We start from the raw sequence: 13,254 nt of genomic DNA on the forward strand, positions 1-13,254 counted from the left end.
AAATACATATCGGAGAGAGGGGAACGTCCTGTGCTTTTTTCAATAAAACGATGCTCGGCCATTGTCCTGTTCGTGCTTGCAGTCATGACTGGGCTCGGAGCTTTTGTTCCGCAGCCGGCTTTCGCGGCGGGACCGGCGATCGGCATTCAAACCGAGGTCGGCTTTGAGGGCAATGTGAAAATGAATGAATGGAGCCCGTTGACCATTACTCTGAACAGTAACACGGACGTGTCCGGGGAGCTTGTGGTTCAGGTCGAAGATCCTTATAACGGGACGAGCGTATCCCATATAAAAAAGGTCGATTTGCCGGCAGGAACGACCAAGGCTGTCACGTTCGGCATCTTGGGCAGCAGCTTTGACAATAAGAACAATGAAATTCGTTTTTACGAAGGCTCGGCCGAGTCGGGCAAATATATTCCTTTTTCCACCGGCAAGCCTTATTTGCTTAGCTCCATCAATCGAAATACGCTGATCGGCACATTGGCAGGCGATCCCGACAGCATGAATTTTTTGGCAGCTTTGAACGGTACCGGGAATAATGCAGGCATCATCCCTTTGAAAGGCGAGCAAATCCCCGTAGATGGGGTATTGCTTTCGAGCTTGGATGTGCTCGTGTTGAATAATTACCCGACAGACACCCTGAACGACAAGCAAATTGAAGCCGTTCGCTCATGGGTGAACCTGGGAGGAACGCTGGTGCTTGGCGGGGGCCAAGGCTACGCCAAAACGGCTCAAGGGTTCGAAGACTTGTCTCCCGTAGAATTCAAAGGAAGCGCGGATGTCCGCTCCTTCCCCGAGTTGGTGCAAATCGGAGGCAAGCCGCTGTCTTTAAGTGAACCCTTTCCCGTATCTTCCGCGGTCGTGAAAGAGGGGGCCCGGGCGGATATCTCGTCCGAATCGCTGCCTTTGTTTGCTTCCTGGGCTTCAGGTAAGGGCAGGGTTATATACGCCGCCTATGATATGGCGATGGAGCCCCTGCATAGCTGGGGCGGGCATGCAGCAGTATGGAATACGGTACTAAAAGAAGAATTGTCAGCGAATTCCGGCACAATGGGAGGCTGGGTCTCCGGGACGAACATGATGTCAGGCGTAAGCTACTTGCTGGATCTGTTCCCGTCGTTGACGCTGCCTCCATTCTCCCTGCTGCTTTGGCTATTGCTGGGATATGCCGTTATCGTAGCTCCTGTGTTGTATTACGTGCTTAAGAGATTCGATAAGCGGGAATGGTCCTGGGGGCTTATTCCGCTGATTGCGGTCATTGCCAGCGTCGGTATTTACGTTGCCGGCACCTCCGGTAAATCAAGCGTACGCACGCATACGCTCAGCATTGTGGAGCTCGACGGCAAGGGACAGGCTACGCGGTCTGCAGCCACCGCCTTGTTCGTACCGCGCGGCGGCACTTACAATTTGACCTTCGCGGCCGGTACTTACGTTTCCGTTACACGAGAGGACGGGCTATTGGGAGGCGGGCAATCGGGAGGAGCCAACCGGCAGTTGATTCGGGTAAATCCGGAGGCGACGGATGTGAAATTGAGAGATATGACGCACCGTTCGATTGCCAAGCTATGGATGAGTAAATCGGAACCGCTCCAATCCGGAGCGATGAAGATTGAGGTTTCCTATGATGACAAGGGCAATCTGCAGGGTACGGTTACGAACGGAACCAACGGTGATTTGAGCGATGGAGCCTTGCTGGCCGGAGGGAAAGTGTATGCATTGGGAGAGATTCCTAAAGGGAAATCGGTTCCGGTTCCCCCTTCCATTGCATCCGTAGTATATCAAGATTACGGTTCAGCTTTGTTTCCCCATACCTCGACCTCGGGTAGAAACGACGATTATTTGCTCGAACGTCAACGTGGAATGATCAATCAATATGTAGGTACGGGGTTAGTCTCCGGCAATCCCGTATTTCTCGCCTGGAACAAGGAAGAACTGGGTGAATATAAAGTCAACGGCAAGGTAGCGGCCTCTGAGCAGCTAAATATGATTGTGCAGGCTTTTTCGCCAAGCTTCACCCATAACGGCGAAATGGCGATTCCATTTGGACTAATCGCTGCAAAGGTTACTGAAACGACATCCAAAGAATGGGCAAGCGAGGGGCCCGGCAGGGTGAATATGTCGCCCGGCGATATTACATTGGAGTACGAATTGCCGAAAAACAAGGATATTCATTATTCGAATTTGGAGCTGCGCTGGACTTATTCGGGTGATCAGACGAGCGCGATGATTTGGAATTGGGATAGTGGGGCATGGGAAAAGCTGGACGGATTGAACAAATACCAGGCTGAATTCTCCACAACCGCAAAATCCTATTTACAAAACGGGTACTTGAAAATCAAAATTACGGCCGGAGAATGGGATTCCTTCGACCTCCCGGAAATCGCCCTGAAAGGAGAGGCCGGCAAATGATTGAAATTCAAAATTTGACGAAAACCTATGGCGGGTTTGATGCCCTGAAGAATGTCAATCTGTCGATTTCCAAAGGAACCGTGTTTGGCTTTGTGGGCCCGAACGGAGCCGGGAAGACAACTACGATGTCCATTTTGGCTACTTTGCTCGCACCTACCTCAGGAAGCGCGAGGGTCGGTGGATTCGAGGTGACGGAACAGCCGCACGAGGTTCGCAAAAGAATCGGCTACATGCCGGACTTTTTTGGCGTATATGATCAGTTCAAGACGACGGAATATCTGCATTTCTATGGTGCAAGCTACGGGATTCCGCGTGCGGAGCGGGAGCAATTAATCCCGCAGTTGCTGGAGCTCGTCAATTTAAGCGACAAAAAAGATGCTTATGTGGATAGCTTGTCGCGCGGCATGAAGCAGCGCCTGTGCCTGGCCCGCTGTCTTGTACATGATCCCGAAGTGCTCATTCTGGATGAGCCGGCTTCGGGACTTGATCCCCGCGCCCGGATTGAAATGCGGGAAATTCTGAAGGAATTGAAGCTGATGGGCAAAACGATCATTATTTCGTCCCATATTTTACCGGAGCTTGCGGAAATGGTGGATGAGATTGGCGTGATCGAGCACGGGGTCATGGTCGCCCAAGGCAAAGTGAGTGAAATACAAAACCGGCTTAGAGTAAAAAGAGTGCTTCATATCCGTGTGCTCGATCGTGCGGAGGAACTGGCGGAGCGGCTTCGGGACGAGGCGCATGTCAGCCAGGTGTTTCATGATGAGACCGGCGTCCACGTACACTTCGGCGGCGGCGATGCCGAGCAGTCCCGGTTACTTGGCGGCATGATTTCAGCCGGGTATCAGGTGATATCTTTTCATGAGGCGCAAAGCAATCTGGAGGACGTATTCCTTGAGATTACGAAAGGGGGAGCCGATCATGAACAAATGGCGTAGAGTGCTCATTAATCCCGTGCTCGGTAAGGAATTTACTTTGCGAATGCGGACCCCCAAGTCAGCTTTTTCCGTATTTGCATATGTGCTTGTGATGGGGCTTCTCGCGATGGGCATTATTTACGTGATGACGTCCGGCGGGGGAATTCAAAACGGCAGAGTCGATTCCGGGGTGAGCCGGATGATGTTTTACGCGTTAAGCATCGCGCAGCTCGTATTAATCGCGTTCATGACTCCTGCTCTGACGGCAGGGGTGATCAGCGGTGAGCGGGAAAAACAAACCCTGAATATGCTGCTCACCACACAGCAAAGCTCGGCTACTATTGTTTTGAGCAAGCTCTTTTCATCGCTCAGCTTCATGACGTTGATTATCCTGGCGACTTTGCCGGTATATAGCATCGTATTTTTGTACGGCGGGGTATCGCCGAGCCAGCTGGTATCCGTGTTTCTGTTTTATTTGTTCGTGATGCTGCTGCTCGGGTCGATCGGCGTATTTTTCTCCACACTGTTAAAAAGAACGATCGTATCGGTAATTATGACCTACGGCGTTGGCCTTGTGATCTTCCTGGTGACCGGGTTGGCTTATCTGTTTGCGATGAGCATTGATCGAGCCAGCTATTACAATTTAGGCGCTCCGATGCGGGCTTATTCATGGGTAGGCTACCTGCTCGGACTTAATCCGGCCGGGGCGCTGATCAGCATTTTCGAACCGTCGTTTTCTGAATCGGCGTTTATGGTACAGCGGAGCAACCTCCAATCCTCGGCACCTATCGAATTGTGGCAGGAATTCATCCTTGTTTACAGTCTGGTGATCCTGTTATTTCTGTGGATCGCCATCCGCCGCATTCGGCCGGTTCGAGGGAAGAAGCAGCGTAAGAACATTCCGGACAATCCAGTACAGCCGGTAAATCCGGATGAGGGAACCTAACCCTTTTTGCTATAACTCTATGACAATTCAGTATAATTGGGAGTATCAACATCAGGAGAGGAGGCGGCAAATGTGGAGCAGTTGAACAATCAATTAAACATGGTGCGCCGTCGGCTGCAATGGTTTCGGGAACTGGCCGGAATCAGGCAGGGTTGCCTGGCCGGACTGCTTGCCGCCTCTCTTTTGCTTGCGGCAGGGAGGCTTTGGCCAATAGAAGGCGTTATATTTTATGCCTTGGGAAGCCTGGTCCTGCTGACTGCGGCGGGTTGGCTGTGGGGACGTCTGCGCCTGATCCCGCTCGCTGAAGCTGCTCGCGAAATGGATACCCCGGAAGCGGGGAAGGAAAGACAAGATTTTATGGCAACGGCGCTGGCCTTTGCCGGAGACGATTCGCTTCCGGCCCGTTTGCAGCGTAAGCAGGCGGAGGAACATGGAGCGGCCTATGTGCAGGAGCTTAAACGGCGCCTGCCGCGGCCTCGCCGCCGCAAAGGATGGTGGGTTCCTTTGGCAGTTGGTGCGTTGGCGGTCGTCCTGCTATCCGTTCTGCCGAACCCGATGGATCAGGTGCTTGACCAGCACCGGAAGGAAAGGGAATGGATTCACGCCCAGCAAGAGGAGACCGATAAGCGGATCCAAGAGCTCGAAACCAAAGAGCTGGAGCCTTTGGCCAAGGATGCTCTTTCCAAGGAGCTGGCGGATTTGCGGCAAGCTTTGGATCGGAGCCGGGAGCCTGCTGAAGCGCTGGATAACATGGAAAAGACGATGCAGCGGCTGAAGGAGATGCAGGATAAACTGGATTTGAAACAGCAGCAGACAAGTGACTGGCTTGCGGATTTGAAGAATCACCATGCAACCGAAGGGCTTGCCTCAGCATTGGAGCAAAAAGATGCCGGTAGCCTGGATCAAAAGATGGATGAGCTCCGGCAGAAGCTGCCCGGCATGACCCCGGAGGAACGGCAGGGCTTGGCGGACGCTCTCAATGAGATCGAGAAATCGGCTCCGGAAGGGAATGAGGATGCCAAGCGGCTGGCGGAAGCGTTGAAGCAGGCGGCTTCCGCAATCGACAGCGGAGACCAGGTGATGAGTGATCAAGCGCTGGAGAAACTGGCCGAAGCATTGAAGCAGCAGCTTCAGGCGTCCAATGCGGATGCCGGTCAGGCTGAAGCTGCCGCCGCTCTCGCTTCCGCATTGGCGAAGCAGGGAATGGGGCTGGCCGAGGAAATGGCAGCCTCGGGCCTTGCCGTGTCCGACACGTGGAGCATGGGAGGCAGCGCCGAGCAGCTTGCCGCCGGAGAAGGAGTTGCCGGCGGGGGAGAAGCCGGAAGTGAGGCGGGTGGCGAACCCGGAGCCGGTCAAGGTGCGGGAGGCGCTGAAGGAGCCGGTTCGAACCCTGGGTCAGGCACGGGAACCGGTAACGGAGGGGCTGGTAATGGCACTGGTAATGGTGCTGGAAACGGCAGCGGCGGCGGATCAGGCCAAGGTCAAGGCCAGGGTCAAGGTACGGGCCAAGGTCAAGGACAGGGAGGCGGCGCAGGATTGGGCAGCGGGGGAAGGACTCTGGTGACTACCCCGCGCGATCTGAAAGGGAGCGGAAATGTACAGACCGACGGAGGACCGAGTACGGGAGGCACCGTGCAAAAAGGCGGGGAATCCCCCGTTTTTGACGGGGTAAGCCGACCTTATGAAGAGGTATACAGCGACTACGCTACAGAGGCGAAGCGTTCCCTGGAGCGAAGAGATCTTCCGCAAAGCATGCAGAGCCTGGTGGAAAATTATTTTACGGAGATAGATCCCGGTCCTTAAGCCGAGACAAGAGGAGGAGAATTGTGATGTTGGAACCGTCAGCCCAGGTGAAATCGTGGAGCGATACGATCGATCATGTACGCGAGCAGATTTCTCGCATCATTGTCGGACAGCAGGAAGTTGTAGAACAGATGCTTTGGTGCATTTTTGCGGGCGGACATGCCTTGCTTGAGGGGATTCCGGGACTCGGCAAAACCGTGCTGGTGAAGACGATTGCCGATACGCTGGACCTGTCTTTTTCGCGGATCCAGTTTACGCCGGACTTAATGCCGAGCGATATTACCGGCACGAATGTCATCAGCTTCGGTCCGCAGGGCACGGCAGATATGGTCTTTCAGGCAGGTCCGGTGTTCAGCAGCATCGTACTGGCCGATGAGATTAACCGGGCATCGCCGAAAACCCAGAGCGCGCTTTTGGAAGCGATGCAGGAGCAGACGGTGACCGTCGGCGGGGAAACCAGGAAGCTGCCCCAGCCTTTTTTTGTATTGGCGACGCAAAATCCTCTGGAGCAGGAGGGAACCTATCCGCTGCCGGAAGCGCAGCTGGACCGGTTCATGGTTAAAATCCACGTCGGTTACCCGTCTCCGGAGGAACTCAAGGAAATCGTCCGGCGGACGACCTCGGGCAATCCGCCGGTGCCGGAAAAGAAGACCACAGCGTCCGAATTGCTGGAAATTCGCAAGGCTTCCAAAGAAGTACTGCTGGCTGATGAAGTGCTGGATTACGGGGTCCGCTTGCTGATGATGACCCACCCGGAAGAGAAGGAGGCACCGGAAGCCGTTCGAAGTTATGTCCGTTTTGGTTCCGGACCGCGCGGGATTCAGTCCATCGTTTCGGCAGCCAAAGTGCGGGCGATTTCCAAAGGGAGGCTGCACGTTTCTACCGGAGACATCGCGGCGGTAGCCGTTCCGGCACTGCGGCACAGGTTATTTCTTAACTTTGAAGGTCAGGCGACGGGGATTTCTCCCGACCGGATCATTGAAGAAGTGCTCTCCGCTTTGGAGGGGACCCGATGATGAGCCCGCTGCTTCCGCCCGGCCTGCTTCCCAAGCTAGAGAGATTATCGGTGAATTCCAGCCGGAGAGTGCGGGGAACCGTCCAGGGCAAACGGCGGTCAGGGCAATTCGGAGCATCTCTGGAATTCGCCGACTACCGCGAGTACACGCCGGGGGACGACATCCGCCGTTTTGACTGGAGCGTTTACCGCCGGACGGGCAGGCCTTTTGTAAGGCAGTACTGGGATGAGCAGGAAATGTACGTCAGTCTTTACTTGGACATTTCGGCGTCCATGGATTTTGGCGGTCAATCGACATCAGATCAAGGGGGAATCACCGGTCCGGAGAACAAGCTGCAATATGCCAAAATGCTGGCGGCTGCCATCGGTTATATGGCACTGGCTTCCGAAGACCGTGTTCAAGCTGCTTTATTTTCGGCTGGAATTGAAGACAGGCTCCCGGGTATTCGCGGAAAAGCCTCGGCTTCCAGACTATTTTCCTTTTTGCAGGAAGCGGCGGTTTCGGGTACCGGGGATATGTCCCGGGCGTTGCATACTCCGTCTTCCTTACCGGTTAGACCGGGAATGACCTGGATTTTCTCCGATTTGTGGTTTGAGGGCGGAACGGAGGAAATAAAGGCTACACTTTCTTATTTTTTGGCGGCGGGTCAGGAAATCGTGCTGGTTCATGTTGTTTCGCAGGATGAGCTTCAGCCGGAGGTTAGCGGAGACTTGCGCCTTGTGGACAGTGAGCTGGGAACGGGTAAAGAGGTCGCGATTACCGGCAAGGTGCTTGATGCCTACCGGAACGAGCTGCTTAGATATACCGGAGAAATCTCCGGGTATTGCAGTGAACGGGGCATTCGTTATGTACAGACGCCGACCTTTTGGCCGCTGGAGAAGGGGATTTTTGAAGCGCTTCGCGGGGCGGGAGCCATCGTTTTTTAATGAGGCGGAATAAGAACGCGGTGATCAATAGGACAGCAGGGATGGAGGGATAGCGTAATGGGGATTGCTTCTTGGGCAGGTTTATGGTTCGGTTTGGCTTTGCCGGCCATCGTCATCATGTATTTATTCAAGCGAAAATATCTCGATACGATCGTTCCGAGCCATTTGCTGTGGGATCGGGTTCTCCGCAATATAGAGGCCAACCGGCCATGGCAGAAGCTTCAAAACCGGCTGCTTCTCTGGCTTCAGCTGCTAGCCGCAGCCCTGCTGGTAGTCGCGCTGATGCTGCCTTTCGTATGGGTCCGGGGCGGGAGCCAGGGACATACGGTAATCATTGCCGATACGTCGGCCAGCATGAGCGCGGTTTGGGGTGCGGCAGAGCGGGATAAGGATATGCAGGATACGAATTTGGACCGGATGAAGAAGCAGCTGAGAGAGGACATAGAAAGGATGTCTTCGGGCCAGGAGGTGACTCTGCTGAGACTTGGAAGTCAACCTCAGGTCCTGCTATCCAGGGAAAAGAACAAGGACGCGCTTAAGAAAGCCGTCTCCGAGTTGTCTGCGGATTATGGAAAAGCGGCCTATCGTGAGACGCTGTCCCTGGCTTCTGCGCTGACCTGGAACGACCCGGAGGCAAGCGTCGCGATCTATACGGACGGCCAGTGGCCCGATGTTTCCGGCTCCGGGAACGTCGCATTTGATGTTCCGGTTCAAGTGAACTCCGTTCAAGATGAGCTGGCGGGCAATACCGCCATCGTTCAATTCGGGGTCAGGCAAGACGGGGAGGAAGGCGGAGTTTCGGGCGTCGCCGTCGTGAAGAACTACCGGAAGGATAAAACGGAGGCCTCGCTGGACTTGTATGGAGACGGACATTTGTTAGCCACCCATCAAGTGGTTGTAGAAGGCGGGAAGAGCGCAACGGTTTCTTTCGAGCGACTTGATTCGGCCGAAGTATATCGGCTGTCATTGAGCGGCGGGGATGCCTATGCACCGGATAACGAAGCGTTCGCTTTTCGCGAGAAGGCGGATTCGGCCAATATACTGCTGCTTTCTTCCGGAAATCTGTTTCTGGAAAAAGCGCTACAATTGACCGGGTCTCGAGTTACGCGCATGGATCCGGGTGCTTCTACCGGCAAGAATGGCGGTTCCGGAGCTCCGGCATTGCCTGACGCCAAGCCTGATATCATCGTCATCGATGGTGCGGAGCCCGATTTCGTAGGGGAGGGCGCATGGAGAGATCTGTTGAAAGAAACCCCGCTATGGACTTGGGGAGGCGGAGGTGAGAAAGCGCAGCCGGAAAGCGGGGAAACGGAAACGTTAAGTCATCCCGTAACTCGTTACTTGTCATTATCTGAGGCGCCGACAGGGCAACTGCTGAAGAGGGAGGTTCCTGTATGGGGAGAACCTCTTCTGAAAATCGGCAGCCTGCCCGCGGCTTATGCGGGAAAAGATCAGGGGGTAGCCCGGCTGGTTTTCCTGTTTGCGCTTGAGGACAGCGATCTTCCGCTGCGTCCCGAGTTTCCGATTCTGGTGAACAATGCGGTGGAGTGGCTGCGAACCGGGCAAGCTACCGGTCTTGGGCGTGTCATGGCCGGAGCTAAGTTGGATCTTCCCGTCGCTGCTGATGATATCGATGGGACCTGGATTCCTCAGGAGGGCTTTGCTTTGCAGGCCGGGGCGGAGCAGGTAACGGCAGAGCGGAAGCAAGGCGTGGTCTCCTCCCGTCAAACGTCTCCCGGCATTCCGGGATTGTGGCGTCTTGAAGTTAAGGGATCGGAAGGTGCGAAAGAACGGACTTTTTTGGTGCAAGTAACGGCCGACCCGGCGGAATCCGCTTTTGTAGGCATACAGCCGCTCCAGGGAGCAGGAAACCTTTCGGACAAGCCTGTTGAAGGTGCTGTTCAGATGGAGAACGGAAGCCAATCCGGACAGTCCGACAGCCTGATCTCCAAAAGCAGGCAATCGCTGGTTTACCCTGTCGCGCTCTTGGCGCTGCTTGTTATTTTAGTGGAATGGGGGGTGTATCAGCGTGGGCGTTCAATTTGATCATCCCTGGGTATTGCTGCTGTTACTTCCCCTTGCCATCGGAGCGTTCTATGCTTATCGAACCGACTTCAGGCTGAAGGGAAGCCGCAGGAAGTGGGCCGTCGGTTTACGAACGACGATCATTGCTTTGCTGGTGCTTGTGTTAGCGGGATTTCATACATTTACTTTGGTGAAGGACAAAGAAATCATCTTCTTGGCGGATCGTTCCGCCAGCATGATGGACCAGGATCCCGTATGGGACTGGATCAACAAGGCCGGCGCTGAAAAAGGCCCGGAAGACCGCGTCGGAACGGTAGCCGTAGGGCTGGAAGCGGCCGTCGAGAAAAATCTGGATACCGCACCTGTTTCCGGGGGGAGATCCGAAGCGGCGGTGAATTCGGGATTCACCAATCTGGCTGGAGGCTTGCAGCTTGCGGGCAGCCAGTTCGGCGGCGGGGAAAACCGGCGGATCGTGCTCATATCGGATGGCGAGAACAATGTCGGAAACGTCCTTACGGAAGCGGCTATGCTTAAGGAACGCGGAATAGCGATAGACGTGCTGAAGGCGGTGCCGCCGGAATTGAATGATGCCGCGGTAGAGGCTTTTCATGTACCTGAGAAGCTGTACCGCGCGGAGGCGTTTGCTTTTGAAGTGCTGATCCGAAGTACGTTTGCCGGAGCCGGAGAGCTTCGTTTGTATGAGGACAACCGGGAGATCGGAAGGCAGAACATCACATTGGAACGCGGGGAGAATCTTTTTTCGCTGCAGGGATTGGCCAAAGAGCCGGGCTTGCATCGTTACCGTGCGGAAATATTTCTGGACGGCGACGAGCAATCGGCGAACAATGCCAGTTATGCAATTACCCGGGTTACGGGGAGCCCGAAGGTGCTAATTGTAGAAGGAAAGCAAGGAACCTCCTCAAATTTGAAAAATGCGCTGGCTTCCGGGTTGATCGATCATACGGTGATCGGCCCGGGCATGCTGCCGTCGGAGCTGGTTAAGTATGCGGGTTACGACAGCATTCTGTTTAATAACGTCTCCGGCGAACAGGTCGGCGGCAAGCAGATGGATTTGATTGAACAGGCCGTCCGCTCTTACGGCATCGGATTCATGATGATTGGCGGGGAAGAAAGCTTCGGCATGGGAGGTTACTTCAAAACTCCGATCGAGAAGCTGCTTCCCGTATCCATGGAATTGGAAGGCAAGCGGGAAATCCCTTCGCTGGGCTTGATCCTCGTGATCGACCGTTCAGGCAGTATGGGCGGGGACAAGCTGAAGCTGGCTCAAGAGTCGGCGATCCGCACCGTGGAGCTGCTAAGGCCCAAGGATACGGTGGGCGTGGTGGCTTTTGACGATCAGCCCTGGTGGGTGGTCGAGCCGCAGAAGCTGGATGACAAAGACGGCGTAATCGCAAAAATAAACAGTATTCCAAGCGCGGGCGGAACGAATATTTTTCCGGCGGTATCGGCAGCTACGGAGGAAATACTGAACGTTCAGGCCCAGCGAAAGCATATTATTCTGCTGACGGACGGACAATCCGCTGTGAATTCGGGATATGATGACCTGCTGAAGACGATGACGGACGGGAAAATCACGATGTCGACCGTGGCCGTGGGGGACGATGCCGATGTCAATCTTCTGCAAAGTCTGGCCGCCGGGGCAAAGGGACGGTATTACCTTGTGAAGGACGCAACGACGCTTCCGGCTATTTTTAGCCGGGAGGCGGCCGTGATCGCCAGAACCTATATTGTGGACAAGCCGTTTGTTCCCGCTATTGTTCAGCCCGGGGACTGGAGCGGCTGGTTTCAGGACGGATTGCCCAGCATTTACGGCTACGTAGCTGCAACACCGAAAATGACGGCCCAAACGGTATTGTCCAGCCCGGAACCGGACCCGCTGCTGGCAAGATGGCAGTACGGATCGGGGCGGACCGTGGCCTGGACCAGCGATCTGACGGGCAAATGGTCACGCGATTTCGTGAAATGGAGCCGTTTTCCCGGATTGTTCGCCGATATGGTGAAGTGGACGTTTCCGCAGTTTGCGGCTTCGCCTTATGAAGTCAACACTACCGTCAACGGTAATGAGGTGACCTTCGAAGTGACGGCAGAGGGCGCCGAAGCTCCCGAGGAGCTTGAAGCGCTGGTCAGCGGGGAAGACGGAGGCGAGGAGCGCGTCCCGCTCACCCAGGTTTCCCCGGGCGTTTACGAGGGGAGTATGGCGGTGAGGTCTTCGGGATCCTTCTTGCTTCAGCTCCGGAACCCGAGCGGAGCCGACGGGGATGAGGGTGAAATGGCGGGGATGCAGGGAACCGGCTTCGTCATCCCGTATTCGCCGGAATACCGGCTGCCCCCGGCCGAGCCGGAGGATACGCTGCAGGCCTTGGCCGAGCTGACCGGCGGCCGCGTCTTGGACTGGAACAAGCCGGAGGCGGCGTTCCAGTTCACCGCGCAGCCGACGCGGTCGCTGCGCGGCTGGGAGCGCCCGCTGTTGGCCGCGGCGCTCCTGCTCTGGCTCGCCGACGTCGCTGTGCGGCGTCTGGCGCTGCCTTGGGGCCGCATGGCGGAGGCCATCGCCGCGGCCATGCCTTGGCGCCGCCGCGCCCGCGCGCTTGCGGCGGCTGCGGCGCAGCCCGGTGCATCCGCCGGCGCTGCCGCGGATGCCGGGCTCGCCCGGCTCGCCGCACGTAAATCGCGCGCGGCCGCCTTTTACGGCGCGGACGGCGACGGCACGGAACGCGGCGGCATGCCGCCTGCGTCCGGACCCGCGGCCCAGCCGGGAGCTGCACCGACGGCGTCGCCGACCATGTCGCCGACGGCCAAGCCCTCTCCGCCATCGGCCGGTCCCCAGGCTCCAGGCCCATCATCACCGCCTTCCCCTCCGCGGGAGACGGCCGAGCCTGACCAAAACGACACATCGTCCCAGGGCGGGACGGGGAGCGATCGTCTTGGCCGCCTTTTGGATGCCAAACGGCGCGGCCGGCGCTAGTCTCGCAGGTTTTATTTCGATTTGACTGGGCGATTTACCGCGATATTATGCTAAATACATCCTTTGTCCGCCCTTCGTGGACAAAACCTCAAAATGTCTTTTCAAAAGAGGACAAAAGGAGAGTAGAGACCCTCAAAGCCACCTAATCCATATATAGATACCCTTCATCATAATTAATACTATATACGGACTTGCTAGACCCGAGGCGCTGATATCTCTTTCACGG

General features: G+C 55.9%; 8 protein-coding genes. All 8 read left to right on the forward strand.

Annotated elements, in window-relative coordinates:
- Nucleotides 1-30: 30 nt before the first annotated feature.
- Entirely contained in the window at nucleotides 31-2,409 is a 2,379-nt protein-coding gene (locus tag KJS57_RS19090; RefSeq protein WP_213656000.1) for a DUF8725 domain-containing protein, read from the forward strand.
- Nucleotides 2,406-3,347: an ABC transporter ATP-binding protein gene (locus KJS57_RS19095; protein ID WP_213656001.1), complete on the forward strand. Its 942-nt coding sequence runs from the start codon at nucleotides 2,406-2,408 to the stop codon at nucleotides 3,345-3,347. The genes KJS57_RS19090 and KJS57_RS19095 overlap by 4 nt, the downstream gene beginning before the upstream one ends.
- The gene (locus tag KJS57_RS19100; protein WP_213656002.1) at nucleotides 3,331-4,272 is read left to right on the forward strand and encodes an ABC transporter permease; all 942 of its coding nucleotides are present in this window, start codon (nucleotides 3,331-3,333) and stop codon (nucleotides 4,270-4,272) included. The genes KJS57_RS19095 and KJS57_RS19100 overlap by 17 nt, the downstream gene beginning before the upstream one ends.
- Before the next feature lie 72 nt (nucleotides 4,273-4,344).
- Nucleotides 4,345-6,075 (forward strand): DUF8809 domain-containing protein, encoded by a 1,731-nt coding sequence (locus KJS57_RS19105; protein ID WP_213656003.1) that lies wholly within the window; start codon nucleotides 4,345-4,347, stop codon nucleotides 6,073-6,075.
- Nucleotides 6,076-6,101: 26 nt separating this feature from the next.
- Entirely contained in the window at nucleotides 6,102-7,091 is a 990-nt protein-coding gene (locus KJS57_RS19110) for an AAA family ATPase (protein WP_213656004.1), read from the forward strand.
- On the forward strand, nucleotides 7,088-8,017 hold the full coding sequence (locus tag KJS57_RS19115) for a DUF58 domain-containing protein (protein ID WP_211021848.1): 930 nt from the start codon (nucleotides 7,088-7,090) through the stop codon (nucleotides 8,015-8,017). Before KJS57_RS19110 ends, KJS57_RS19115 begins: the two co-directional genes overlap by 4 nt.
- A 57-nt stretch (nucleotides 8,018-8,074) precedes the next feature.
- Nucleotides 8,075-10,063, forward strand: coding sequence for a vWA domain-containing protein (locus tag KJS57_RS19120; protein ID WP_213656005.1), 1,989 nt, complete (start codon nucleotides 8,075-8,077; stop codon nucleotides 10,061-10,063).
- The gene (locus tag KJS57_RS19125) at nucleotides 10,047-13,028 is read left to right on the forward strand and encodes a VWA domain-containing protein (protein WP_213656006.1); all 2,982 of its coding nucleotides are present in this window, start codon (nucleotides 10,047-10,049) and stop codon (nucleotides 13,026-13,028) included. The genes KJS57_RS19120 and KJS57_RS19125 overlap by 17 nt, the downstream gene beginning before the upstream one ends.
- Nucleotides 13,029-13,254 lie beyond the last annotated feature (226 nt).

Source organism: Paenibacillus vini (genome assembly GCF_018403325.1).
In the GTDB taxonomy this organism is placed as follows: domain Bacteria; phylum Bacillota; class Bacilli; order Paenibacillales; family Paenibacillaceae; genus Fontibacillus; species Fontibacillus vini.